A 25,486-nucleotide genomic window follows, 5' to 3' on the forward strand; every position below is an offset into this window, starting at 1 on the left:
CCAGATCCTCTTCAGATGTCTCTTAGAGAATCGCAGATTCGCGATTTACGCAAAGCCCTCGCTTGCGGGAGAGGTCGCGCCGGAGGCGTGGGTGAGGGTTCTCTCCAAACAGGGACTGTCCCGATGTTGAGGCACCCTCTCCCCAGCCCTCCCCCGCATGCGGGGGAGGGAGCGCGCCGTCATTGCGGCTCTAGTGCGCCGGCAGCTTCTCGAATGTCGCCATGCCCGCGGGGATCGCATGGAAGTCCTGCTTGTCGCAGGTGTAGATCGCCATCTGCGGATGGAACTGCGCAGGCTCGTCCAGCGTGCCGACCTTCAGGATCGCAGCCGGCAGTCCCGGAACCTTGGTCACCAGATGGGTGCCGCATTCGGCGCAGAATTCGCGCGTGACGGCGCGCTCGAGGTCCTTGCGGGTGAACTGCTTGGGCTGCCCGGCGATGTAGCTGAAGCCGGCCGCCGGCATCGCGATGAAGGTGTTGGGCGCGCCGCCCGAGATGTACTGGCACTCGCGGCAATGACACTGCGCCTGCATCATTGGGTCGCCCTCGGCGACATAGCGCACTTCGCCGCAATAGCATCCGCCTTCCAAACGCATGACGACCTCCCTTTTGTTGTTTCTTGTGGTCGATATTTCTGCGCCAGCGGTGCGGAATGGCAATCTTTTTCTTTGCGAGCGGACAAAGGCAGACCATCCGCAGCCGGTTCGTGCATCTATCGCTTGGCAAGCCCGCAGCCGTTGAATCCCCGGCCGCGCCAGCAACCGCTGCTCATGCACTCGGCTTCCAGCCGTGGACAAGCGGTTGAAGCGCAATCCGCGCGGCCGCCCATACTGACGCACGCCGTGGCGCACCTGCTTCGCATGAACGAACAGCTCATGCCGCTTCCGGTCTGCCGTGGTTGCCCTGCTCCGGCCTGATCTGGCGGCAGCACGGCCCTCTTGTCGTCGCGCTTGGTCGGCCGCTTCGAATCAGGTTGGCCCGGACTTGCAGCGGGGCTCGGTGTCGTCAGCTTGGAGAGCTCCATCCGACACGGTCGGCCGGTCTCGGTGCGGACGCCGGCGCCGGTGGTTTCTTTCAGCTCGAGTGCCAGCTTGTACTGATAGGGCGCGCCGGCGGTGCGGCGAAGCGGATCCTTTTCGCCAATCAGCCCGTTGACGGTGACAGTCGCGCTGCCGTCCGCTTCAATCTTCCCGTCATAGATTGTGGCACCGGGCTTGCCCTCTTCCCCGGAGAGAGTGTGCAGCACGCCATCCTTGACGCGCAGCGCATACTGGAAATAGGCCTCGGGAAACGGGGGCTTGTTCTCGCAAGTTTCCTTCGCGATCCAGGTTCCATCGAACGCGGTTACGCGCTTGGCGGCGTCTGATGGTTTCGCCAAAGTCTCGATGCGTGATTTCGCCAAATCTGCGAACGCGCACGCTGGGAAGCGTGCGAGGTGATCCTTGAACGCCGCGAGCGTTCCCAGCGCTTCCGCGCTACGCCAATGGTCGCTGGCCTCCGCGCAGGGATCGACCTGAGGCGTCGCAGGAGACAACGCCGCCGTTTCGGGCTTGCCGTTGAGGTAGAACTCGCCGAAGAACGACAGCGACAGCTCCGGCACTTGCAAGCCTTTGGAGCGCTGGTAGACGCCGGCGCTGATCGTCTGAAATACCGTGTTGACGTTGCCCTTGTCGCCGATGTGCTCCAGGAACGCGCTGGTATAGGGGCTGTTGCGGCCGCTGCCGTCGTCGGCAGTCCGGCCGGCCTGTGTCGCGTAGGAAATGATGGTGCCCTCGGGACTTTCCATCTTGGCGAGGCCGCGAGAGACGGTGACGCCACGGCCCTGTCCGACGTTTCGCCGCAACTCGTCGGCAAATGGATTGTCGCGGCAGGCGTCGAGCACGAGGATGCGCAGGTTCTTCGCCTGCTGGAGATCCGCCAGGATCTCGTCGGCGCGTACCAGGCGGCGCAGATCGACCTCGTCGCGAACGACGGCATCGACAGGCACCAGATAGTTGACGCCGGCGAACTGGAGCGCGTGCCCGCTGTAGTAGAACAGGGCGACATCGGCGCCGCGAGCCTCACGCGCGAAGCGAAGAATGGTGTCCTGCATGGCGGACTGGTCGAGGTCGGTCGCGACCAGAGGATCGAACCCCGATCGCTTGAGGGCCGCGCCGACATCGGCCGCATCATTGGTCGGATTGGCGAGCGTGGGAACGTTTCGGTAGGCGCCGTTGCCAATCACCAGCGCGACGCGCTTGTCCGCACGGGCATCGAGGCTCGACAAAGCGAGCAACAGGAAGCACCAGACCAGGCAATAGGGCAGACGCATGAAATCCTGCTCCAAATGGGGAGCATGATATTCAACAAGCTCGCAGCAATGCAATTTAACTTATGACGGCCCAGCGGTGCTCGGGTCCAAAAAGAAAGGGGCTCCAACTTGCGCTGGAGCCCCTCAACGGCCGGGACATTGCCGGGTATGTGCCCCAAACCGTAGTTGTGAGCGCGACCTCCGAGGAGGCCGCGCCCGGGAGGAGACTTACATGTTGTAGGCGCGCTCGGTGTGCTCGGTGATGTCGAGGCCTTCACGCTCGCTCTCGACATTGGCGCGGAGGCCAACGATCACATCGACGACCTTGTAGAGGATCGCCGAACCGATACCCGACCACACCAGCGTGGTGCCGACGCCCCAGACCTGGGAGATCATCTGCGCTGCGAAGTCGTAATCGGCAACCTTCGGCGGGATCGCGGTGTAGTCGATGATGCCCGCACCACCCAACGCCGGATTGACGAGGATGCCGGTGCCGAGGGCGCCGATGATGCCGCCGACGCAGTGCACGCCGAACACATCGAGGGAGTCATCGTAGCCGAGCGCGTTCTTCACGACGGTGCAGAAGAACAGGCAGACCACGCCGACCACGAGGCCGAGGACGATCGCACCCATCACGCCGGAGAAGCCGGCGGCAGGCGTGACGGCCACGAGGCCCGCGACAGCGCCGGAGATGACGCCGAGCACGGACGGGTGACCCTTGATGATCCACTCCGCGAACATCCACGACAGCGCGGCGGCTGCGGTGGCGACGAAGGAGTTGGTCATGGCAAGCGCTGCGCCGCCATTGGCTTCGAGGTTGGAGCCGGCGTTGAAGCCGAACCAGCCGACCCAGAGCAGCGAGGCGCCGATCATCGACATGGTCAGCGAGTGCGGAGCCATCAGCTCCTTGCCGTAACCGACGCGCTTGCCGATCAGCAGGGCGCCGACGAGGCCTGCGATGCCGGCGTTGATGTGCACCACGGTGCCGCCCGCGAAGTCGATCGCGCCCTTCTTGAAGATCCAGCCTGCGTCGGCGTTGATCTCGTCGAGCTTGGCCTGCGCCGCGGTCTTCGCCGCGCCATCAGCCGCAGCAGCCAGAGCCTTGGCAGCGTCCTGGATCATGTCCGGGCCGGGCCAATACCAGACCATGTGCGCGATTGGGAAGTAGATCAGCGTGACCCAGAGCGGGATGAAGAGCGCAATCGCCGCGAACTTCATGCGCTCGGCAAAGGCGCCGACGATGAGGGCGGGCGTGATCGCCGCGAAGGTCATCTGGAAGCACATATAGATGAGCTCCGAGATGTTGGCGTCGACCGAGAAGGTCGCAGCCTTCGAGTCGGTGGTGACGCCCATCATGAAGGCCTTGGAGAAGCCGCCGATGAAGTCCGAGCCGCCGGTGAAGGTGAGGCTGTAGCCGTACACGGCCCAGATCACGGTGACGACGCAGACGGTGTAGAACACCTGCATCAGGACCGAGAGCATGTTCTTGGAGCGGACGAGGCCGCCGTAGAACAGCGCGAGGCCGGGAATCGTCATCAACAGCACGAGCACTGTCGATGTCAGCATCCAGGCGTTGTCTCCCTTGTTGACCGTTGGCTCGGCATAGGCTGCGGTCGCAGCGAACAGGCCGACTGCGAGAGCCGCCAATCCCGCGCCATAGGGACGCTTAAACGTCATTTCATTTACTCCTGATTGAATTTTGATTGAGCGCGAAATCAAAGGGCCGCAGCATCGGCCTCGCCGGTGCGGATACGAACCGCATGGTCGAGATTGATGACGAAGATCTTGCCGTCGCCGATCTGACCGGTTTTTGCGGCGGTCGTGATGGCGTCGATGGTCTTGTCGACCTGGTCGGAGGCGACAGCGACCTCGATCTTGATCTTGGGCAGGAAGCTCACGGCATATTCGGCGCCGCGATAGATTTCCGTATGGCCCTTCTGGCGGCCATATCCCTTGACTTCCGTCACCGTGAGACCGTGAACGCCGATGGCGGTCAGGGCGTCACGGACTTCTTCCAGCTTGAATGGCTTAATAATCGCCATAACAATTTTCATGGGTCCTATCCCCGCTTGGGCCCGGTCCGGACGTGGCCGGGCGTTTCTCGACTGGTTCGCCACGAGGGAGAAAGTTCACTACGCGGGCACAGCCAGGACCCCTAGAATCAAATGCCGTGCCAGATCGGGCGTGTTGGCTAACGGACTATGAAAACGGGTGTTTTCGCGTTTGACGCGTATTGCGGTGCGGTGCGCTATTACGCCGCGCTCAATACCTGACCATGCCTGATTAAAATAAAGGCACGTCAAGCTGCCGACACATTGATGCTCATGCGTCGGGCAGCAGAACGGTATTTTCGTAAGGCGGACGCCTGTTGCAGGGCTTGTCGTGCGGCGAAATATCGGACCCCTCGCGCTTGTGCTCACGGAATGCGCGTAACCGGCCAAACAGCTTAAGCGGGGCGAGGCTCGCCGGACGGTTGCAGGCAGAGACCGTCAGGCGGCGCTGCGTTCCGTGAACACCCGGTCGATCAGCCCCCAGTCGACCGCCTGCTGCGCGGTCATGAAGTGGTCGCGGTCCAGGGTCCGTTCCACGTCCGGTTCGGGGCGCCCGCAATGCTGGGCATAGAGCCGGATGATGCGCCGCTTGGTTTCCTGCATCTCGGTGGCATGGATCAGGATGTCGGACGCCTGGCCCTGAAAGCCGCCGAGCGGCTGATGCACGTGAAGGCTCGCATTGGGCAGGGCGGCGCGGTGACCGGGCTCGCCGGCCATCAGCAGGAACGAGCCCATCGAGCGCGCGGTGCCCATGCACAGCGTATGCACCGGCGCCTTGATGAATTGCATGGTGTCGTACATCGCAAGGCCAGCGGTGACCACGCCGCCATAGGAATTGATGTAGAGATCGATCGGCTTGTTCGGATTCTCCGCCTCCAGGAACAAGAGCTGCGCGCAGACGAGGCCCGACATCGCATCATTGACCTCGCCGTTGAGGAAGATGATGCGCTCGCGCAGCAGGCGCGAATAGATGTCGAAGGATCGTTCGCCGCGGGCGGATTGTTCGACGACCATAGGGACGAGCTGAAGCATGTCGCGCATCGGCGACCTCCATGTCTGCGGGTGGTGAAGTGGTGTTGGTGTTAGGCGGCCGCGCGCATCAGGCAGCCATTGCTGTTGGCCGGCTGCGGCAGCTTCATGCAGGTTTGCTGGATGATGCGGAAGCGGGTGCCGCCATCCTCGTTCGGTTCGATCCGGAAGATGACATGGCTTTCGCGAAACGGCGGTTCGGAATCGCGAAGCCGGTAGCGCACCTCCTGGCCTGGGATTGATGATTCCGGCTCGGCGCCCGCAAGGTCGCAATCCGGCAGCCAGCGCTCGCGCAACGCCGGAATGGTCACCGCGCGCCAGACCTTGGCCGGCGGCGCATCGAATTCATATTCGAGGACGAGAGCTGCGTCGGAGGGATCAGGCTTCGCGGCGTCGCTCATTGATCCATCTCCTTCAAGAGATCGGCGAGGGCATCCATGCGTTTCGGCCAATAGGCGCGGTAGCGCGCAAGCCAGGTCCCGATGGCGAGAATTCCTTCGGGATCGACTTCGTAATTCACAAAGCGGCCCTGCCGCTGTTCGCGCACCAGGCCCGCCCCGCGCAGCACCGCAAGATGCTGCGACATCGCCGGTTGGCTGATCTCTAATCCGTCGCGCAAAGCGCTCGCATTCAGGCTTCCGCCGGCAAGCTTCTCAAAGACCTTGCGGCGGGTCGGGTCGGCCAGCGCCTTGAAGATGTCAGCTTCGATCATGGCAACACATAAGCACGTGCTTATGTGTTGCGCAAGCCCAATTACTGCAGCGCTTCGCCGTGCTGCGAAATATCTAGCCCTTCGAGCTCGTGCTCACGGGAGACGCGCAACGGCACGAACAGGCTGACCAGCTTGAGCAGGACGAAGCTCACGCCTGCCGACCAGACGAAGGTGACGGCGACCCCATACAGCTGGATCAGAAGCTGCTGCGGATGGCCTTCGAGCAGGCCGGCGGTGCCGCCGATCGCGCTGGTTGCGAACACGCCGGCCAGCAGGGTGCCGGTCAGCCCGCCGATGCCGTGGACGCCGAACACGTCGAGCGAATCGTCATAGTCGAACCGGTGCTTCAGCCAGGTGCAGGCCCAGTAGCAGACGAGGCCTGCGATCACGCCGATGACGATACCGTGCCAGGGCGCCACGAATCCCGAGGCCGGCGTGATGGTGCCGAGGCCGGCCACCGCGCCGGAGATCATGCCGAGCACGGACGGCTTGCGCCGCGTCGACCATTCGATCGCGGCCCAGGTCAGCGCGCCGGAGCAGGCTGCGAGATGGGTCGCGATGATCGCCAGCACCGCGCGCGAATTGGCTGCGCCGGCCGAGCCGCCGTTGAAGCCGAACCAGCCGACCCACAACAGGCCGGTGCCCATCACCGCGAGCGACAGATCGAACGGCGAGAGATTTTCGGTGCCGTAGCCGTGACGGCGTCCCATCACCTTCGCCGCGACGAGGCCGGCGGTGCCGGCCGACAGATGCACCACGAGGCCGCCGGCGAAATCCAGCACGCCCATGCTCGCGAGGAAGCCGCCGCCCCACACCCAGTGCGCCAGCGGAATGTAGACGAAGATGAACCAGGCCACTGAGAACAGCAGATAAGCGGAGAAACGCATCCGGTCGGCGACCGCGCCCGCGACCAGCGCCACCGTGATGATCGCAAACGTCATCTGGTACAGCATGAACAGCGCTTCCGGGATCGTCTTCGCCGCCGGGTTGACGCTGTCCATGGTCATGCCGGCGAGGAACCAGCGGTCGAGCGTGCCGATCCATGGGCCGTCGCCGACGAAGCACAGCGAATAGCCGAAGGCGACCCAGAGAATGGAGATGATCGTCACCGCGGCGAGGCTCTGCGCCATGGTGGCGAGCACGTTCTTCTTGCGCACCATGCCGGAATAGAACAGCGCGAGCCCCGGGATCGTCATCATCAGCACCAATGCGGTGGCGACAATCATCCAGGCGGTGTCGGCGGTGTTGATCTCTGAGCCCGCGGCGCGCGCCGGCGAAGCCATGATCGACACAAGCCCGATCGGCGCGGCAATAGCAGCCGCGCGGCGCAACAATCCCGCCATGTCGTTTCCCCCAGCTATTGATTGCGTCGCACGCCGTGGCGCCGTTGCCCGGTGCGATCGAAGAAGAAGAGCGTTTTCGAGCGAAGTGGATACCGGTTCGCGCACGGAAAACGCGTCAAAACAAGAATCTAGAGCGCGTCGCTGTCGGTCTCGCCGGTGCGAATGCGGGTCGCGTGATCAATCGGCGTGACGAAGATCTTGCCGTCACCGATCTGGCCGGTGCGCGCGGTCGCGGTGATGACGGCGACCGCCTTCTCGGCGATATCGGAGGCGACCGCGATCTCGATCCGCAGCTTCGGCAGGAAATTCACCACGTACTCAGCGCCGCGATAGATCTCGGTGTGGCCCTTTTGGCGGCCATAGCCCTTCACTTCGGTCACGGTCATGCCGTGGACGCCGATCGCCGTCAGTGCCTGGCGGACTTCATCGAGCTTGAAGGGTTTGATGATCGCGACGACGAGTTTCATGGTCAGGCCTATTCCCCGGGATGCGCCGCGCCGTATGTCCCCGGCGCTGCGTCAATCTGGCATCTTTCCGGGCAAATGGCATAAAAAAGTTGCAGATTGAAGCGGAAAATCGTTGGGCTATGTGAACGGCCGCCTCTGTACAGGGCAGCCGTTCATCCTCCACAATGCGTTTTTGGCATGGATGCGATGAACCCAAGCGTCGCGGCCGGTACAAAACTATGTTTGAGGGGGACGCTTCATGGCGAGTTGGTTCTACGCATCCGAGGGCAAGCAGCAGGGGCCCTACCAGGAAGGGCAATTCCGCGACCTCGTCGCCCAGGGAGTCGTGCGCCCCGATACGCTGGTGTGGTCGGAGGGCATGGCCGGCTGGCAGAAGGCGGCCGAAATCCCTGGCCTGATCAGCGGCGGCGGTGCGCCCCCGATGATGCCGGCTGGCGGCCCGCCGATGATGGGCTCCGGAGGCTACGGCGGCGGTGGCGGCGGAGGATCGCTGGCGGTCGATTTCGGCATCCTCGAGTTCACCTGGCGCAGCATCGTGATGCTGATCGGCATGTGCTTCATCATCCCGGTGCCGTGGGTGTTCGTCTGGTACACGAAATGGATCGTGTCCTGCGTGAAGGTCCCCGGACGGCCCAATCTCAGCTTCACCGGCAATGCGATGGCGCTGGTGCCCTGGTATTTCGGCTTCATCGTTCTGGCGATCGTGATCGGGTTGATCGGCGTCCCCTTGCTGAGCAATTTGCTGTTCATCGCCCAGATCGTTCTCTACTGGCTCCTGATCAAATGGATGGTCGCGAACCTCGCCTCCAACGGGCAGCCGCTCGGCCTGAGCTTCACCGGCACGGTCTGGGCCTATGTCGGCTGGAGCCTGCTGTTTGCGATCTCCATCATCACCATCATCGGCTGGGCCTGGGTCGCCGCGGCTCAAATGCGCTGGTTCTGCCGCAGCATCGAAGGCACGCGGCGCGAGATCGTCTTCAACGGCAGCGGTCTCGGGATTCTCTGGCGGGGCATCGTGGCTGCATTCCTTTGCGGCTTCATCATCCCGATCCCGTGGGTGTATCGCTGGATCATGAACTGGTTCGCGTCGGAGACCGTCCTGGCTCCGCGAGGATCGCTCCGGACCTGACCTCGAGAGGCATAAGCGCGATCGATCGTGCTTATGCCTCTCAGGCTTTCCGTTCGCGCACCGAGCCTTCTTGCGCGACGGAAGCCACCAGCGTGCCGTCGGGCTTGAAGATCGAGCCGCGGGTCAAGCCGCGGCCGCTTCGGGCGCTTGGCGAATCCTGTGCGTAGAGCAGCCATTCGTCGGCGCGGAACGGGCGGTGAAACCACATCGCGTGGTCGAGGCTCGCCGGCATCATGCGCTTGTCGAACAGGGTGCGGCCGTAGCGCGCCATGATCGCATCCAGCAGCGAGAAGTCGGACGCGTAGGCCAGCGCGCACATGTGCAGCGCCGGATCGTCCGGCAGCGTCGCCGCGGTCTTGATCCAGACATGGATGCGGCCGTCCTCGATCTTTTGGCCGAAATAACGGCCGAGTTCGACCGGGCGCAGCTCGATCGGACGATCGGATTCATAATAGCGGCGGATGAACTCCGGCATTTCCTTGAACATCGGCTGCTTCGCCACCTCCTCCGCCGTCAGCTTTTCCGGCCGCGGCACGTCGGGCATCTTGTCCTGGTGATCGAACGCGCTCTCTTCCTCGGCATGGAACGACACCATGATCGAGAAGATCGCGTTGCCGTGCTGAATCGCGGTGACGCGTCGCGTCGAGTAGCTCTTGCCGTCGCGCAGGCGCTCGACCTGGTAGATGATCGGGATCTGCGGATCGCCCGGCAGGACGAAATAGCAATGCAGCGAATGCGGCAGCCTGCCCTCGACGGTGCGGCACGCTGCAACCATCGCCTGCCCGATCACCTGGCCGCCGAACACCCGTTGCCAGCTGGTCTTCGGACTGTTGCCGCGGAACAGATTCACCTCGAGCTGTTCGAGGTCGAGGATCGAGATGAGGTCGATCAGGCTCTTGGACATGGAATTCAGCTTTCGCCTTGCCGCCCCGGCTTCGGTGCTCCGGAATGACACAATGGGGGCTTTCCGCCCTTGTTTCACCGCACTGTTTCGCCCACCTCAAGTCTGCTAGCAAGGCCAAGAAAACGCGAAGACTTAGCCGGGAATTGGGTATGTCGGTACAGGGTAGCATTGTCATCGGTGGCGGCGCGTTTGCGGGCCTGGCGCTGGCGCTGGCGCTGCGCCAGGGGCTCGGCCCCGAGATCCCCGTCATCGTCGCCGACCCCGCGCTCGGGACACGTCCCAGCCGCGACCCGCGCGCCACCGCGATCGTGGCCGCCTGCCGCCGCCTGTTCGAGGCGATCGGCGCCTGGGATGACGTCAGGGGCGAGGCGCAGCCCATCCTCGACATGGTCGTCACCGATTCCAAGCTGGAAGACGCCACCCGTCCGGCGTTCCTCAACTTTGCCGGCGATGTCGCGCCGGGCGAGCCCTTCGCGCATATGGTCGAGAACCGCCGCCTGATCGATGCGCTGGTGGTCCGCGCCGAGGCCGAGGGCATTGATCTCCGCGCGACCACCGTGTCGTCTTACGACGCGCGAGCCGAGGGCATCGATGTGACGCTCGGCGACGGCAGCGTCATTGCGGCGAGCCTCCTGGTTGCGGCCGACGGCGCGAAGTCGAAACTGCGCGAGCGCGCCGGCATCGCCACCCATGGCTGGGAATACGATCAATCCGGCATCGTCGTCACCGTCGGCCATGATCGCGATCATGAAGGCCGCGCCGAAGAGCATTTTCTGCCGGCGGGTCCGTTCGCGATCCTGCCGCTTTCGGGCAAGCGCTCCTCGCTGGTCTGGACCGAGCGCCGCAGCGAAGCCGCGCGTATCATTGCGTTGAGCGATGAGGAATTTCACGGCGAGCTCGAGCAGCGCTTCGGCCTGCATCTCGGCGAGGTGAAGGCGCTCGACAAGCCGCGCGCGTTTCCGCTGTCCTATTTCGTCGCACGCTCCTTCATTGCCCAGCGCCTCGCGCTTGTCGGCGATTCCGCCCACGTCATCCACCCCATCGCGGGCCAGGGTCTCAACATGGGACTGAAGGACGTCGCCGCACTGGCCGAGGTCGTGGTCGATGCCGCGCGGCTCGGCATGGATATCGGCGCCGCCGACGTGCTCGAATGTTACCAGCGCTGGCGCCGCTTCGACACGATGGCCATGGGCGTTGCCACCAACTCGCTGAACTTCCTGTTCTCCAACCAGTCGACGCTGTTGCGCACGGTGCGCGACATCGGCCTCGGCCTCGTCGACCGCGCCCCGCCGCTGAAGAACCTGTTCATCCGCCAGGCCGCGGGTCTGACCGGTGAGATACCGCGGTTGCTGAAGGGCGAGGCGCTGTAGTTTTTTCCTGTCGTCCCGGACAAGCGCGCCTCAAGCGCGCACAGATCCGGGACGACCCATACGCCGCAGCAATAGTTTTGCGAAGACTCGGAGTGACCAGCTCGCGCAACAACCCAATTCGGTGGTTATGGGTCCCGGCCCCCGTGCGCAATTGCGCACTAGGCCAGGACGACACAAGGGGTGTGGCGCGGTCATCGCGCCAAACGACCAACGGGCCACAAGTCTCTCAATCGATCTTGCGAGCCTCTTCCGGCAGCATGATCGGAATGCCGTCGCGGATCGGATAGGCGAGCTTGGCGCTGCGCGAGATCAGCTCCTGCTTTGCAGAATCGAACTCCAGCGGGCCCTTGGTCAGCGGGCAGACCAAAATCTCCAGCAATTTGGGATCGACGCTGGCTTCGGGGCGTTCGGTAGGCGCGTTCATGGGGGTCTCCGGCGGTCGGTTGCCTCTAGCATAAAAAATCGTAGCAGCCCATCGCGTCGCTCAAGCCGAAACCATCCGCAGAATCTCGTCGAGCAGGCCCTCGAGCCGCGCGGCCGGCGATGGCGGGCCCGACAGGGCGAAGCCGAGAAAAGTCCAGTACAGGATTTGCGCGCGGGCTCGCGCCGTCGCCGCCTCGAACCCGCGCTTCCTCAGCAGTTCTTCGATATAGTCGAGCCTGCGCCGGTCGATGGCACGCACCGCCGTCTGTGCCGCCGCATCGAAAGCCGCCCAGTTCCGCACCGCGCGCTCGAGGTCGAGCCGCGCGCCAAAAGTCCTGCGCAGCAGCGCTTTCAGCGGCTCGCCGCTGTCCGCCTCGACGTCGGCGATGATCTGCTCGGCCGCGATCTCGCGCCAGCGCTTCAAAAGTGCAGCATGGAACGCGCCGAGATCGGCAAAATGCCAATAGAAGCTGCCGCGCGAGACCCCCATGGCTTTCGCCAGCGGATCGGCCTTCAGCGCGGTGAAGCCGTCTCTCGCTAGCGCCTTCAGGCCCTGCTTGATCCAATCGTCGGCGGTGAGCTGTTCGGCCATATCGGGTTCCGGATTCGGACCATACACTAGTGTATTGACAGCCGGCAGGCCAGCGCCTATCTCACCATACACAACTGTATGGACGAAATTTGCAGGGAGCCTTGACGATGCGTGATCTCTTGCTCCAGTGCGCCGGGGGCGTGACCATTGCCGTGGCCCTCATCCATGGCCTTCTCGGCGAGACCAAGGTCTTTGCCCGGGCCCGCATCGAGCCGGAACGGCTCCGCACCCTGATCCGCCTGGTCTGGCAGGCCTCGACCGTCGCCTGGATCGGCGGGGGTGCGCTCCTGATCGCGGCGCCCTGGATGCAATCGGAGCCGGCGCGTCACTGGATCGTCGTCACCATGGCCGGCGTGTTCGGCTTCGCTGCTTTCGCCAACGCATGGGCCACGCGCGGCCGGCATTTTGGATGGATGGCGCTCAGTGCCGTCGTCGCGATGGCGGTTGCCGGCTACTGAGCGGCGCCTCGGATTAGCCGGTCATCAAACCGTGAGACGTAAGGCCGCAGCGTCGCTGTAAACACGCGCTGCATACGGAGAGCGCTGATCTTTTTCGGATCGTTAGAATAACTCTAAAGCGAGCCGGCCGCGAACCGCATTGACTTCATCATGTGCTTTGCTTCCTTCGGTCCCGCTTCGCCTCAGGCGTAGCGCCCACGACAGAAGAGGAGACGTTCGTGAAGGTTATTCGTGTTGTTGCCGTTGCATTGACGATCGGGATTGGCATGGGATCGGCAGCCTTGGCTGACGGTTTCAAGGACTGCACCAAGCTCGACAAGGCGTCGTGGAAGCCGGCGAGCGAAGCCGAAGCCAAGGCCAAGACGCTCGGCTACGAGGTGCGGCGCTCAAAGATCGAAGGCTCGTGCTACGAGGTTTACGGCGTCAAGGAAGGCAAGCTTTACGAGCTGTTCTACAGCCCCGAAGATCTCAGCCTGAAGCACACGATTGCGAAGTAGACCGCGCGAGATGGTCTGCGCGCAAATGGTCTGCGCAAAGTCATGCCTGAGGGTGGTCCTCGCTTGATCGATGAAACGGTACCGCAAGTACGCGGGGGGTCCAACCGGACCCCCGCGGATCGAGCCGCTTCGCGGACAGTCGCGGTCTGGGACCTCCCGTTGCGGCTCTGGCACTGGGCGCTCGCGGCTTGCGTCCTGGCCGCGTGGTTCACGCCCACCGTCTATGACGGACTTCACCGCATCATCGGCTATACCGTGCTCGGGCTTCTTGCGTTCCGTCTGGTCTGGGGTCTTTGGGGAAGCCGCTATTCGCGCTTCCGCATGGTCGGCATCAGGCTTCGGGCCGCGCCACGCTATCTCTGGAATCTGCGCCGCGGCATCACCGGCCGCTATATCGGGCTCAATCCCGCCGGCACGTTGATGCTGGTGGCGCTGCTGGTCTCGCTCGCGGTCTCGACGATATCAGGCGCGATGTCGGTGACCGTCACTTTCTTCGGCGTCTGGTGGATCGAGGACACCCACCACTATTCATCCGACGCGGTCATCGTCCTGGTCGTGCTGCACGTCCTGGGCGTGCTGTTGATGGGGCGTCTCCAGCGCGAGAACCTGATCCGCGCGATGATCACCGGCCGCAAACGAATCCGCGGGCACCTCTAAGCAGCACCGGGTTAATTCAAGCGGATGGAGCCTTGGGCCCGCCTAAACCCGTGGTTCCACGAGAATTAAGTCCTTCGCCCGCACCGGCTACCGCCAAACGGCGCCATTGTCGAGGTTGGGTTTACCTCCCGATAGGCATGCAACCGGGCATTGCAAGAAATTAACGTGACCAAAGCCAATCGGATCAATCGTCGAGCTTATTGACGAGGGAGGCGATTTCGATGCTCCGCGTTTTTACCTGCCTCACGGCAGAGCACGATTGGCGGCTTGTCATGCTCGCCGGTCTGGTTTGCTTCGCCGCAAGCATTGTAGCCGTCAGCATCTTTCATCGAGCGAACGCATCGCGCGCCTGGACGCGACTGATCTGGATTGCGATCGCCGGCGCCGCCATCGGTTATGGAATCTGGGCAACGCATTTTGTGGCAATGCTTGCCTACGAGCCCGGCGTCTCGACCGGTTACACCATCACGCTGACAGCTTTGTCGCTCGCCGCAGCGATGATCCTGACGTCGGCAGGTTTTGGCGTTGCCGTCGGCAGCCCCGGCCGCTGGCGCGCGGCTGCCGGTGGCGGCATCATCGGCGGCGGTATTGCGAGCATGCACTATCTGGGCATGTCGGCCCTCGAAGTGCCTGGTCGCGTGACCTGGTCGCCGGAGCTGGTGCTCATCTCGATCGCCCTCGGCATGGTCCTAGGCTACGCCGCACTTGCGGTCGCCCTGGGTCGCAAGGACAGGTGGGGGACCTTCGCTGCGGCGCTGCTGCTGACGCTCGCCATCGTGGCGCATCATTTCACGGCTATGGGGGCGGTACAGATCGTTCCAGACCCGACGCTGGCAAGCGACACACTGTCGCTTTCTCCCGGCTTCCTCGCCATGGCAATCGCGGGCGTGGCCCTGTCGGTGCTCGGGATGAGTTTTGTGGGCGTGCTGGCGGATCGCCGGCTTGCGACCAGAACCAGCCGATTCGAGGAAGTTATCACTCAGCTTTCGTTTGCCAGGCAACAGGTGGAAGATTCGCAAAAGGAAATCCAGGACCAGAAGATCAGGCTCGACACGGCCATCAACAACATGGTCGAGGGCCTTTGCATGTTTGACACGGAGAAGCGGCTCGTCGTCTGCAACGAGCGCTATGCCCTGCTCTATCGGCTGCCGCCGGAACTGCTGAAGACGGGGACGCCGCACGTCGACATCGTCAAGCACCGCGTTGTGAACGGCATCCTCAAGGGCGATACGAGCGAGGGCGCTGCCGGGCAATACATCTCGAGACTGGCTGCATTGCCGTTCGACACAGTCTCGAGCAGGATCGACGAGTTTGCGGATGGTCGGTTGATCTGCGTGACGCGACAGCCGATGCCCGGCGGCGGATGGGTGGCCACGCATCTTGATGTTACGGAGCAACGCCGGTCCGAGGCCAAAATCACCCATATGGCGCAACACGATGCGTTGACCGACCTGCCAAATCGGGTGCTGCTCAGAGAGCGGATGGAGCATGCCATTGCAGTTACGCGCAATGGTGGTCTTGATCTTGCCGTGCTCATGCTTGACCTCGATCGCTTCAAGGAAGTCAATGACACGCTTGGACATCCGGCGGGCGATTCCCTGCTGCGCGCCGTCGCGGCGCGTTTGCGCGAATGCACCACGGAAACGGCGTTGATCGCCCGACTGGGCGGGGACGAGTTCGCGGTGATCGACTACGTGACCAGCCCGGCCGTGGAGGCCGCGACCCTCGCCGAGAACATCAGAAAGGCGCTTTGCAAACCCTTCGACCTCGGCGATCACCGGGTCACCGTAGGCACCAGCATCGGCATTGCCATCGCGCCGCGCGACGGCAATGATCCCGACGCGATCATGAAGAGCGCCGATCTCGCCCTCTACTCGGCCAAGAATGGCGGACGTGGCGCATTCCGTTTCTTCGAGCCGGAACTCGACGAGATCATGCATGCGCGACGGAATCTGGAGCGCGACTTGCGCGCTGCGCTTGCCGGCGGTCAATTCGAGCTCTATTACCAGCCATTCATCGACGCCGCGACCGGTAAGACCAGGGGCTTCGAGGCCCTGCTGCGCTGGCATCACCCGCAGCGAGGTCTGGTCATGCCGGGCGAATTCATCCCGCTTGCGGAGGAGACCGGCCTGATCGTGCCGCTGGGGGAATGGGTCCTTAGGACGGCCTGTGCGGAAGCCGCAAAATGGCCTGTCGATCTCAGCATCGCGATCAACCTGTCTCCCGCTCAATTCAAGAGCAAGGAGCTTGTGCCGGTCGTTGTCAGCGCGCTGGCGAGTTCGGGTGTGGCGCCGCACAGGCTCGAGCTCGAAGTTACGGAGACAGCGATCATGCATGACAGCGAAGCTGTATTCGAGGCCCTCGGTCAGCTGCGCCAGCTCCGTGTGCGAATCGCCCTGGACGATTTCGGCACCGGCTATTCTTCTCTGAGCTTTCTGCAAAGATTCCCGTTCGACAAGATCAAGATCGACCGCAGCTTCGTCAGCGAACTGACCAGCGCGAGGGCAGAGGCGCAACATCTCGCGCGAGCAGTGGTTCGTTTCGCAGTCAGCTTGAGCAAGACCACGACCGCCGAAGGCGTCGAAACGAGGGAGCAGCTGGACATCCTGCGTGAAGACGGCTGCGCCGAAACGCAAGGCTACTATTTCAGCCGGCCAATGCCTGCATCCAGCATCGCGAAAATGCTGCTGCGAGATGACGGAGCAGCCATCTGCGCTGCGTGAGCGTTCAGGCCGTCACTGCAGCGGCGGATCGCCTGAGGTGCGTTTTTTGGCGAGGTCCATCTCGGTCACCGCGATCAGGATCTCGGCGCGGGTCTTCAGGTCGGGCGCTTCCAGCATCGCCTGCTTCTCGGCCACACCATAGGGCGACATCATCGCCAGCGCGTTGACGAGCGCCTCGTTGGGAGCGGTCTCGACGCCCTCCCAGTCGACCTTGAGATTGTTGGCCTTCAGAAAGTCCGCCAGCACCGTCAGCAGTGCTTCGCGATCGACCTCCTCCTCGCCCATGCGCGGCGTGAAATCGTCGACGAAGGCGAAGAAATCCACCTTGCACTGCCGGTAGGCGGTGAGCACTTCGAGCTCCTCGAGCACTTTGAAGCGCGAGACACCGGTGAGCTCGAGGATGTAGCGGCCGTCGCCGGATTCGGCGAGTTGGGTGATGCGGCCGACACAGCCGACGCGGAACAGCGCCGGCTTGTCGGAATTCTTGGGCGAATGCGCGATGTCGGGCTGGATCATGCCGATCAGGCGATGGCCGTCGCGGAAGGCATCGTCGATCATCGCGAGGTAGCGCGGCTCGAAGATGTTGAGCGGCATCTGCCCGCGCGGCAGCAGCAGCGCGCCCGGCAACGGAAACACCGGAAGGATCTCCGGAAGGTCGGCGGGCCCGCGATATTCGATGTTGATCGGCATCTGCCGGGTCCCCTGGCCTTGCCAGCGCGCGTCAGGAAAACAGGATGATCGACAAGCGCTTGCGTCCCTCGACGGTTGCATCGTCCGTGCCGCCCCAGGCCTCGAAGAACTGCACCAGCTGCTTGCGGGCGCCGTCGTCGTTCCATTTGCGGTCGCGCTTGACGATCGCGAGCAGCTGCTCGGTGGCAGCTGCCCGGTTGCCTTGGGCGTTGAGCGCGATCGCGAGGTCGAATCGGGCCTGATGATCGAGCGGGTTTGCGGCGACTTTCTGTTCCAGCTCGGCGACAGGCCCGAGCTGCTCCGCCTGCTCGGCCAGATCGATCGCGGTCTGCACGGCTTTCACGGCCGGGTCGTTGCGCTTGGATTCCGGCACCATGGCGAGCGTCTGCTTGGCCTGCTCCATCGCACCGGAGACGGCGTAGCATTTCGCGAGCCCGGCCAGGGCTGCGATGTTGGTCGATTCGAGCTGCAGCACTTCCGCGTAGATCTGCGCGGCCGCGGCGGCATCGCCCTCGGCGAGCACGGCCTCGGCTTCCTGGAGGATTTCCGCGATATTCGGCTCACCCGGCGCGGTCACGCCCTTGGTCAGCTTCTCGATGAAGGCGTTGAGCTGGCTCTCCGGGACCGCACCCATGAAGCCGTCGGCCGGCTGACCGTTGACGAAGGCGATCACCGCCGGAATCGACTGGATGCCCATCTGGCCCGGGATCGCCGGGTGCTGGTCGATGTTCATCTTGACCAGCTTGACCTTGCCCTTGGCGGCCTTGACCGCTTTTTCCAACAAGGGCGTGAGCTGCTTGCAGGGGCCGCACCACTCCGCCCAGAAGTCGATCAGCACCGGCTGGCGCTTCGATTCCTCGATGACGTCCTTCACGAAGGTCTGGGTGGTCGTGTCCTTGATCAGATCGGCGGCAGCCGGGCCCGCTGCTCCGTTACCCTGGTCGATGATCGTCACGGGATCCCCTCGTCTGATGTCTGGAATTGGCGGGTCTTTAGCACGTCGCCAATTCATATGCTTCGCTGTTGGCCCTAAATTGGGCCGGGACGGCCGAATTTCAATCCGTGCGTGCCGATTCGACGGTTCCGGGGCCTTTTTGGGTCATTTGGCCGCGTTCGGGTTGATATCGGGCCTCCGATTGCGCATCTATGCCGCCGGTAGCTGTTGCATTCCCCTCCCGCTTTTGGCATACGACAGCCGTTGCCGGCGCAGTCATGCGACCGACACAGGATGCGGGTGTAGCTCAGTGGTAGAGCACGACCTTGCCAAGGTCGGGGTCGAGGGTTCGAGCCCCTTCGCCCGCTCCAATTTTTCCCAAAGCATCCAGCCGGACCGGACGGGCACGTGGTTTTCCACGCCGCTGGCGGCTGTATTGGGTCTGCAGGGCCGAAGGCGGAACAGGCCGCGGTCTTTCGGGGGCGCGGTCTGCCGGTCGTCATTGCGAACGTCGCGCTTCTTTCCGGAATCAGATGGCGATCTCGATGCGCGCTCCTTACGCGCTGGCGAACGCAGGCCGACGCGCAGCTCTATCGACGGCTGGATGTAGCGGACGCGGCGGGCGCCCATCTTGCCGCCGTCGAGCGCGCCGACGGTCGGCTTCGGTCGCTACATCGTCTCCGCCACGAGCCCTTCGAGTCGCACCATCTCGCGGCGCTCGCCCGCGACCCGGCCGCTGTCGCGTGCGAGCTCTATCGGGATCGCCGCGAAGCTATATAGGGCGCGCGGCCAGTCGCGAAATCGACCGCGTCTAAGCGACGTTGAACTAGCGCAACTTCTGCTGAGCGCTTATCTGCACGACATTGGAATGTCGCCGAGCAGAAGCAACGTGCAATCTCACTACAACTATCTATGCACCGCTGACGACAAATTGCTGAATCCGATTGAACGAAAAGAACTACAAAATTGGCTCGATGAAAGTTGGCCTAAGGTGGCGCTGCCGCTGAAGGGAATGAATACCGTATCGGGTATCAATCTCGCCGACGAGGTTTGTGCGTATTATTGTCGTTCAAGACACAACGATTGGAGCGAAGACTGGATACAGGAGCACCTGAAGTCTGTTACTCCCGGCCTATATCCGGGTTGGATTGACGACTTGGTGATGCTCTGCAAGAGTCACCACGAAGGCTACAACGAGTTATCCGAGTCCCGGTTTGACGCTCGTCTTGTTGGATCGCCCGCTGCGTCGGTGAACCTCCGATTCCTGGCCGCGCTTCTCCGGCTCGCTGATGTTCTTGAGTTTGACCCGGAGCGTACCCCACAGGTCATCCTACAGCACCGTACGATTGCTCCTAAGAGCAGAGTATTCTGGCACCAAGACCAAGGAATCGCCTTTAAGTTTGGTGACAATAGAACAAAATTAATATTTTCAGCTCGAACGCCTGACGCAAGAATTCATAAGGCCGTTCTTTCGATCGCGGACTACGTTACGGCGGAGCTGATTTGCTGCCATAGCCGCCCCGCCGAGTTCTCCGAGTTTGTCCGCCTGCTAGGCGCAGATACTGCACCAATATATTGGCAAACATTCGAGTCAGTTTACAGCGATGATACACGGACGTTCATGATCTTGGGGAACGCGATCGCAGATCGGCGCCAACCCTTTGATCATAAAGGTCATCTTATCTTGCCGGACGACACCGTGCTGGGAAAGCCAAGTCCTGACTTTCAACTCATTCCGATCGACGTTGCTGAGGACGATGACATTTAGAACTAGCTGAGGCGCGTGCTCATGGTTCGGCGACATACAAGCATCTTTCTTGATGTGGTCGGCGGCCTCGGTGCTGATCAGCCAAACCGGGTCGGTTCGTGGTCTTCCACGCCGCTGGCGGCTGTATTGGGTCGCGAATGACGATTTTGGTCACAGGCAGCGCGGGCCATCTCGGCGAGGGCCTTCTCCGCACGCTCCGCGGGCGCGGGTCGCCTGCGCATGGGATCGATTTGAAGCCATCGCCCTTCACCGATGCCGTCGGCTCGATCGTCGATTCCGATTTCGTGCGGCGCCAGATGGACGGCGTCACCGCGGTGATCCACACCGCGACGCTGCACAAGCCGCATGTGGCGACCCACAGCAAGCAAGATTTCATCGACACCAACGTCACCGGCACGCTCAATTTGCTCGAAGCGGCTGTGGCCGCCGGCGTGCGCAGTTTTGTCTTCACCAGCACCACCAGCGCGTTCGGCTCGCAGCTCCGCTCCGAGGCGGGACAGGCCGCGGTGTGGGTCACGGAGGACCTGCCGTCGATCCCGAAGAACATCTACGGCACGACCAAGCTGATGGCCGAGACCCTCTGCGAGTTGTTCCATCGCGAGCGCGGCCTGCCCGTCGTGGTCTTGAGGACCTCGCGCTTCTTCCCGGAAGACGATGACGATCCGGCGGTGCGGTCGGCTTACGCGGCGGAGAACACGCAGGCCAACGAGCTGCTCTATCGCCGGCTGGATATCGCGGACGCGGTGAGCGCCCATCTGCTCGCCGCCGAGCGTGCGCCGGACATCGGGTTTGCCCGCACCATCGTGTCGGCCACAAGCCCGTTCGAGCAGCGCCACCTGACTGCGCTGGCGCGCGACGCGGCCGGTGTGGTGCGCGAGCTCTATCCGGATTGTGCGGAGCTCTACGCGGCGCGCGGCTGGCGCCTGTTCCCCGCGATCGATCGCGTCTATGTCAACGAGCGCGCGCGGCACGAGCTCGGCTGGCGGCCCGAATTCGACTTCGCGCATGTCCTGAACTGTCTTCGCGATGATCGCGATTTTCGCAGCACGCTGGCGCGCGATATCGGATCGAAAGGCTATCATGAGACGATTTTCGACGATGGTCCCTACCCCGTCGCCCCGTAGCCGCCACCTTTGCTAATTCGCTCGACTCGTCAGATGTCTACCCGGAATCACCGGCAGCAAGATGGCCGGAGCCGTTCTACTGTGCATGGGGTTGTTTTCGCGTTTTTTTGTTCCGAACCTCCTGCTGCCTGTAAATTAGCCGCGCGTGATCTTGATTCCGCGCTGCAGCGAGAGCGTTGTTGTCGCGGCGTTCGCCATCATTGACTTTCCGTCTCAATTTTTACTGAGCGCTATCGCATCGCACGCGGCGCGCTTCTCACCGCTCGCAGATGTGCTAACCTTTCTGCGTCTGTCCTCTCGACAGAGTCCGAACTTCGCCTCTCGACAGCAAAATAAAAGAAATGTGCAGCCCTGACGGCTGCCTTAGGGGAGTGACGCGATGAAATTCCATCGATCCGTCTTTCAATCCATCCTGGCGCTTGCAGCGGTTGCCCTTCTCGCGGGGACAAGCGTCGGTCACGCGCAGCAGCAGGACAAGAACAAGCCGCTGAAGAAATACGAATCCGGCACCAAGGAGTTCTGGACCCATCCGCCGGACGACTGGTTCCTCGGCGACGAGACCGAGGCGCAGAAGGGCCTGGCGCCGCCGTCGGGGCCGCCGACCGGCGCGTCCGACGCCGAACTCGCCAATATCGTCAAGAAGGTCAAGCTGCCGGCTGGCTTCAAGATGGAGGTCTACGCGTCCGGTGTGCTGGCCGCGCGGCAGATGGCCTGGGGTGACAAGGGCACGCTGTTCGTCGGCTCGTTCGGCCTCGGCAACGTCTACGCGATCAAGGACAACAACGGAAAGAAAGAGGTCAAGACCATCCTCAAGGGGCTGAACATGCCCACGGGTCTGGCCGTCAAGGACGGTGCGCTCTACGTCATCGCGGTCGACAAGCTGATCCGCTACGACGACATCGAAAACAAGCTCGACAATCCCGGCGAGGGCAAGGTCGTCTATGACGACATGCCGTCCTATGCCGCGCATGGCTGGAAGTACATCGCGGTCGACAAGGAAGGCTGGTTCTACATTCCGTTCGGACCGCCCTTCAACATCGGCGTGCCCCCGACCAGCGTCTCGCAGATCCGCCGCGTCGATCCCAAGACCGGCAATGCGGAAATCTACGCGCTCGGCGTTCGCAACTCGGTCGGCGGCGACGTCGATCCGCGCACCGGCAAGTTCTGGTTCACCGAGAATGCCCGCGACTGGATCAGCGACGATCTGCCCTCGGACAAGCTGAACATGATCAGCAAGATCGGCGAGCACTTCGGCTATCCCTACTGCCACCAGGGTGACCTGCCGGATACCAAATTTGCGATGGGCCACAAATGCTCCGAGTTCACGCCGCCGGTGCTCAACCTCGGCGCTCACGTCGCTCCACTCGGCATGAAATTCTATACCGGCGACCAATTCCCCGCCGAGTACAAGAACAACATCCTGATCGCCGAGCACGGCTCCTGGAATCGTCACAAGTACCAGGGCGGCCGCATCATGCGCGTGATCGTCGGTCCCGACGGCAAGAACGCCAAGCAGGAGGTGTTCGCCTCCGGCTGGATCGAGGGCGACCAGGGCTATCTCGGCCGTCCCGACGACATCATCCTCGCCAAGGATGGCTCGATCCTCGTCGCCGACGATTGGGCCGGCGCGATCTACCGCATCAGCTACAGCAAGAAGTAGCATGAGACGACACGAGGCTGCGGTGCCGAGCGGCGCCGCAGCCTTTCTCATTTCAATTTCGCACGCTGTCGTTCCTGATCGCGCGCCGCTTGCGCGCAAGTCCGGAACCCTTGGCCACGAACGCGGGTTATGGAATTCTCAGATGCGCCATTGCGCATCATAGCTCGCGCTTCTTCGCCCCGGAATGACGCGTTCGATAGATCGGAATCCCAATCATGCGCCGGCAGTTCATCTCGCACGCAATCAGCGCGGTTGCGCTTCTCGCGCTCGGTTCTCTCTCCGCAAGCGCCGCCGACAATCCTGCGATCAAGGAGAAGGCCGCCGTCTGCGCCGGCTGTCACGGCGAGAACGGCATCTCGCAGACCGAGAACATCCCTTCGCTCGCTGGCCAGCCCGATCAATTCCTGCAATGGCAGCTGGTGTTCTTCCGCGCCGGCTCGCGCAAGAACGACCAGATGCAGCCGATCGCCGAAGAAATCACCAACGAGGACGTCCGCAATCTCGGCGCCTATTTCGCCGCGCTGACGCCGCCGACAGCGGCAGAGGACAAGGATCCGGACCTGTCGAAAAAGGGCGCGCAAGTTGCCGCCGGCCGCCGCTGCGCCTCATGTCATACGGATAGCTTTGCCGGCACCAAGGCCGTCGCGCGGTTGGCAGGCCAGCGCGAGGAATACCTCGTCAAGGCGCTGCACGACTACAAGAGCAGTCAGCGCGTCGGCGGTGGCGGCGCCGCGATGGCCGATGTCGCCTATCACATGAGCGATGAGGAAATCACCGCCGTCTCGCACTATCTCGCGTATTTCAAATAGCGGAAGCTGCGGTCAGCCCGCCCGCTGCTTCTCATACGCCTTCAAATGCGTGTACGCGATGCGCAGCTTCGGCACCGGCACCTTGGCGGCATCGGCACGCTCGATGAGGTCGCCGATGACGTGATCGGCCTCGACCGGCAGGCCGGCCTTGACGTCGCGGAACATCGAGGCCGTCATCGGCGAACCCTCGGTGGTGAGATTGCCCTTCACGCGCTCGAAGAACGGCCCGCCCGGCGAGTAGCCCGACGCGGCGGCGATCGCACTGGTCTCGTCCAGCATGCCGAGCAGGAAATCCCTGCCGCCGGGCGCGGCGAGAATATTGCCGACGGAGGTGCGCATCAGGCTGGTGGACGCAGCAAGCGAGGACAGGAACACCCACTTCTCCCACATGTCCTGCATGATGTTCTGGCTGGCGGTGGCCCCAACGATGCCGCTCTTGAAGGCCTCGTCGATCGCCTTGACCCGATCCGACAGCTTGCCATCGCGCTCGCCGTAATTGATCGACTGCATCGGCTGCAGCTGCACCACCTCACGCTTTTCGTTGAGCGTCGCGGCGATGGCGCAGAGGCCACCGAGCACGCGCTCCTTGCCGAACTTGCCGTCGAGGATGTCGAGATGCTTCATGCCGTTGAGCATCGGGATGATCGCGGTATCCGGCCCGACTGCTGCCGCGAACGACTTGATGGCGTCATCGAGGTCGAAGGCCTTGCAGCTGAGCAGCACGACGTCGAACTTGTCCTTGAGCGCGTCGGCCTGAACGGTCGGCGGATTTTTCAAGGTCACGTCGCCGTTCGGGCTCTTGATGACGAGGCCGGCGCTCGCGAGCTCGCTGGCGCGCCGCGGCCGGACCAGGAAGGTGACGTCGCGGCCCGCCTGCAACAGCCTGCCACCAAAATAGCCGCCGATGGCGCCAGCGCCGACCACGAGGATACGCATGGGATTGTCCTTGTTGTTTCTTGCTGTCGTCCTGGCGAAAGCCAGGACCCATTACCCCGACTGTATATTGTCGGGCAAGCTGGAGCCCCAGCTCGTCACAGCCACAGCCTTCGGTGGTTATGGGTCCTGGCTTTCGCCAGGACGACATCAGAGATGATGGCTCGATCTGTCCATCATACGAAAATCACTTCCCCGAGACCATCTCCTCGACCTCGCGCAACTGCTCCTTGCCGAAGAACATCTCGTTGCCGACAAAGAAGGTCGGCGAGCCGAACGCGCCGCGCGCGACAGCCTCCTCGGTGTTCTTGATCAATCTGCCCTTCACCTCGGGTTCCCCGGCGCGGGTGAACAGCTTTTGCGCGTCGAGGCCGGAGGACGCCAGCGCCTTGGCCGCGATTTCCGGATCGTCCATCTTCTTCGGCTCGCGCCACATGTGATGGAAGGCGGCCTCGACGTATGTTTCGAACACGCCTTCGAGCTGCGCCGCGATCGCCGCGCGCATCAGGTTCAGCGTGTTGACGGGGAAGAAGGGATTCCAGACATAGGGCTGCACCTTGAAGCGCTTGACGAAGCGCTCGGTCTCGACCGCCTGGAATTCCCGCTTGTTCTTGACGCCGGCAAGCGTCTCGGCCGGGGACTTGTTGTTGGTCGACTTGAAGATGCCGCCGAGCAGGATCGGCACGTACTCGAATTTAACGCCGATGCGTTGCTCGATGGCCGGAATCGCGAGATGACTGAGATAGGCGTTCGGGCTGCCGAAATCGAATAGGAATTGCGGGGCTGTGCGGGTCAAAATCATCCTCCCTGACCTGGCTTCTTGATCTGGATTGCCATCCATTGTGGCGCGGCGCGCACCACAGGTCCACCGTTTAATGACGGTCATAATACTGTGAGCGCGCGAACACGTTGGGCGCGAGTTGC

General features: G+C 62.9%; 26 protein-coding genes and 1 tRNA gene. 11 read left to right on the top strand and 16 right to left on the bottom strand.

Annotated elements, in window-relative coordinates; genetic code table 11:
• Positions 1-190: 190 nt before the first annotated feature.
• The 9 genes from AC0L30_RS32675 to AC0L30_RS32715 all read right to left on the bottom strand — a co-directional run bounded on the left by AC0L30_RS32675 (position 191) and on the right by AC0L30_RS32715 (position 7,891).
• Positions 191-595: a GFA family protein gene (locus AC0L30_RS32675; protein ID WP_007598639.1), complete on the bottom strand. Its 405-nt coding sequence runs from the start codon at positions 593-595 to the stop codon at positions 191-193.
• A 116-nt stretch (positions 596-711) separates the two neighbouring features.
• Positions 712-2,310 carry a caspase family protein gene (locus tag AC0L30_RS32680; RefSeq protein ID WP_219681886.1) on the bottom strand — a complete coding sequence of 533 codons (1,599 nt, stop codon included), beginning with the start codon at positions 2,308-2,310 and terminating at the stop codon, positions 712-714.
• Positions 2,311-2,517: 207 nt separating this feature from the next.
• Positions 2,518-3,966 carry an ammonium transporter gene (locus tag AC0L30_RS32685; protein ID WP_007598641.1) on the bottom strand — a complete coding sequence of 483 codons (1,449 nt, stop codon included), beginning with the start codon at positions 3,964-3,966 and terminating at the stop codon, positions 2,518-2,520.
• A 38-nt stretch (positions 3,967-4,004) separates the two neighbouring features.
• On the bottom strand, positions 4,005-4,343 hold the full coding sequence (locus tag AC0L30_RS32690) for a P-II family nitrogen regulator (RefSeq protein WP_007598642.1): 339 nt from the start codon (positions 4,341-4,343) through the stop codon (positions 4,005-4,007).
• Positions 4,344-4,778: 435 nt separating this feature from the next.
• Complete coding sequence (locus AC0L30_RS32695; protein ID WP_473406098.1) at positions 4,779-5,381, bottom strand: ATP-dependent Clp protease proteolytic subunit; 603 nt, start codon at positions 5,379-5,381, stop codon at positions 4,779-4,781.
• A gap of 41 nt (positions 5,382-5,422) precedes the next feature.
• Positions 5,423-5,770, bottom strand: a complete 348-nt coding sequence (locus AC0L30_RS32700; protein ID WP_007598644.1) for an SRPBCC family protein — start codon at positions 5,768-5,770, stop codon at positions 5,423-5,425.
• Positions 5,767-6,081 carry an ArsR/SmtB family transcription factor gene (locus AC0L30_RS32705; RefSeq protein ID WP_035993871.1) on the bottom strand — a complete coding sequence of 105 codons (315 nt, stop codon included), beginning with the start codon at positions 6,079-6,081 and terminating at the stop codon, positions 5,767-5,769. Before AC0L30_RS32705 ends, AC0L30_RS32700 begins: the two co-directional genes overlap by 4 nt.
• 41 nt (positions 6,082-6,122) lie before the next feature.
• A complete protein-coding gene (locus AC0L30_RS32710) occupies positions 6,123-7,424 on the bottom strand; it encodes an ammonium transporter (RefSeq protein ID WP_473406099.1) in 1,302 nt (433 codons plus the stop codon).
• Between the two features lie 128 nt (positions 7,425-7,552).
• Positions 7,553-7,891: a P-II family nitrogen regulator gene (locus tag AC0L30_RS32715; RefSeq protein WP_007598647.1), complete on the bottom strand. Its 339-nt coding sequence runs from the start codon at positions 7,889-7,891 to the stop codon at positions 7,553-7,555.
• 238 nt (positions 7,892-8,129) lie between these two features.
• Here AC0L30_RS32715 and AC0L30_RS32720 point away from each other — a divergent pair, with 238 nt between their 5' ends.
• The gene (locus tag AC0L30_RS32720; protein WP_007598648.1) at positions 8,130-9,020 is read left to right on the top strand and encodes a DUF4339 domain-containing protein; all 891 of its coding nucleotides are present in this window, start codon (positions 8,130-8,132) and stop codon (positions 9,018-9,020) included.
• A 40-nt stretch (positions 9,021-9,060) separates the two neighbouring features.
• On the opposite strand, the gene tesB is transcribed toward AC0L30_RS32720, so the two are convergent.
• Complete coding sequence (gene tesB, locus AC0L30_RS32725; protein ID WP_219681884.1) at positions 9,061-9,924, bottom strand: acyl-CoA thioesterase II; 864 nt, start codon at positions 9,922-9,924, stop codon at positions 9,061-9,063.
• A 149-nt stretch (positions 9,925-10,073) separates the two neighbouring features.
• Between tesB and AC0L30_RS32730 the strand changes: the two genes are divergently transcribed.
• Positions 10,074-11,294, top strand: a complete 1,221-nt coding sequence (locus AC0L30_RS32730) for a ubiquinone biosynthesis hydroxylase (protein WP_473406100.1) — start codon at positions 10,074-10,076, stop codon at positions 11,292-11,294.
• Between the two features lie 226 nt (positions 11,295-11,520).
• Here the strand turns inward: AC0L30_RS32730 and AC0L30_RS32735 are convergent, their stop codons facing one another.
• Both AC0L30_RS32735 and AC0L30_RS32740 read right to left on the bottom strand, forming a co-directional pair.
• Positions 11,521-11,718: a Trm112 family protein gene (locus AC0L30_RS32735; protein ID WP_007598651.1), complete on the bottom strand. Its 198-nt coding sequence runs from the start codon at positions 11,716-11,718 to the stop codon at positions 11,521-11,523.
• A gap of 60 nt (positions 11,719-11,778) precedes the next feature.
• On the bottom strand, positions 11,779-12,309 hold the full coding sequence (locus AC0L30_RS32740) for a TetR/AcrR family transcriptional regulator (RefSeq protein WP_473406101.1): 531 nt from the start codon (positions 12,307-12,309) through the stop codon (positions 11,779-11,781).
• Between the two features lie 107 nt (positions 12,310-12,416).
• Between AC0L30_RS32740 and AC0L30_RS32745 the strand changes: the two genes are divergently transcribed.
• The 4 genes from AC0L30_RS32745 to AC0L30_RS32760 all read left to right on the top strand — a co-directional run bounded on the left by AC0L30_RS32745 (position 12,417) and on the right by AC0L30_RS32760 (position 16,644).
• A complete protein-coding gene (locus AC0L30_RS32745; protein WP_473406102.1) occupies positions 12,417-12,767 on the top strand; it encodes a hypothetical protein in 351 nt (116 codons plus the stop codon).
• A 218-nt stretch (positions 12,768-12,985) separates the two neighbouring features.
• Positions 12,986-13,264 carry a PepSY domain-containing protein gene (locus tag AC0L30_RS32750; protein ID WP_354168419.1) on the top strand — a complete coding sequence of 93 codons (279 nt, stop codon included), beginning with the start codon at positions 12,986-12,988 and terminating at the stop codon, positions 13,262-13,264.
• A 42-nt stretch (positions 13,265-13,306) separates the two neighbouring features.
• Positions 13,307-13,921, top strand: a complete 615-nt coding sequence (locus AC0L30_RS32755) for a cytochrome b/b6 domain-containing protein (RefSeq protein ID WP_376707491.1) — start codon at positions 13,307-13,309, stop codon at positions 13,919-13,921.
• A gap of 221 nt (positions 13,922-14,142) precedes the next feature.
• Positions 14,143-16,644: an EAL domain-containing protein gene (locus AC0L30_RS32760; RefSeq protein WP_473406103.1), complete on the top strand. Its 2,502-nt coding sequence runs from the start codon at positions 14,143-14,145 to the stop codon at positions 16,642-16,644.
• Positions 16,645-16,656: 12 nt separating this feature from the next.
• Here AC0L30_RS32760 and AC0L30_RS32765 read toward each other — a convergent pair whose 3' ends face one another.
• Positions 16,657-17,334 carry an LON peptidase substrate-binding domain-containing protein gene (locus AC0L30_RS32765; RefSeq protein WP_007598658.1) on the bottom strand — a complete coding sequence of 226 codons (678 nt, stop codon included), beginning with the start codon at positions 17,332-17,334 and terminating at the stop codon, positions 16,657-16,659.
• Between the two features lie 31 nt (positions 17,335-17,365).
• Positions 17,366-18,289 (bottom strand): thioredoxin, encoded by a 924-nt coding sequence (gene trxA, locus AC0L30_RS32770; RefSeq protein WP_007598659.1) that lies wholly within the window; start codon positions 18,287-18,289, stop codon positions 17,366-17,368.
• A gap of 275 nt (positions 18,290-18,564) precedes the next feature.
• Here trxA and AC0L30_RS32775 point away from each other — a divergent pair.
• The 5 genes from AC0L30_RS32775 (at position 18,565) to AC0L30_RS32795 (ending at position 23,629) form a co-directional block, all read left to right on the top strand.
• A tRNA-Gly gene (locus AC0L30_RS32775) sits at positions 18,565-18,639 on the top strand.
• Between the two features lie 260 nt (positions 18,640-18,899).
• On the top strand, positions 18,900-20,036 hold the full coding sequence (locus tag AC0L30_RS32780; RefSeq protein ID WP_473406104.1) for an HD domain-containing protein: 1,137 nt from the start codon (positions 18,900-18,902) through the stop codon (positions 20,034-20,036).
• Positions 20,037-20,173: 137 nt separating this feature from the next.
• A complete protein-coding gene (locus tag AC0L30_RS32785) occupies positions 20,174-21,160 on the top strand; it encodes an NAD-dependent epimerase/dehydratase family protein (protein ID WP_473406105.1) in 987 nt (328 codons plus the stop codon).
• Between the two features lie 379 nt (positions 21,161-21,539).
• The gene (locus AC0L30_RS32790) at positions 21,540-22,820 is read left to right on the top strand and encodes a PQQ-dependent sugar dehydrogenase (protein WP_007598661.1); all 1,281 of its coding nucleotides are present in this window, start codon (positions 21,540-21,542) and stop codon (positions 22,818-22,820) included.
• Between the two features lie 215 nt (positions 22,821-23,035).
• Entirely contained in the window at positions 23,036-23,629 is a 594-nt protein-coding gene (locus AC0L30_RS32795) for a c-type cytochrome (protein WP_473406106.1), read from the top strand.
• 12 nt (positions 23,630-23,641) lie between these two features.
• Here the strand turns inward: AC0L30_RS32795 and panE are convergent, their stop codons facing one another.
• Both panE and AC0L30_RS32805 read right to left on the bottom strand, forming a co-directional pair.
• Positions 23,642-24,565, bottom strand: coding sequence for a 2-dehydropantoate 2-reductase (panE, locus tag AC0L30_RS32800; RefSeq protein WP_473406107.1), 924 nt, complete (start codon positions 24,563-24,565; stop codon positions 23,642-23,644).
• Between the two features lie 184 nt (positions 24,566-24,749).
• Positions 24,750-25,364: a 2-hydroxychromene-2-carboxylate isomerase gene (locus AC0L30_RS32805; RefSeq protein WP_473406108.1), complete on the bottom strand. Its 615-nt coding sequence runs from the start codon at positions 25,362-25,364 to the stop codon at positions 24,750-24,752.
• Positions 25,365-25,486 lie beyond the last annotated feature (122 nt).

The organism is Bradyrhizobium sp. MI1.11, from assembly GCF_055811255.1.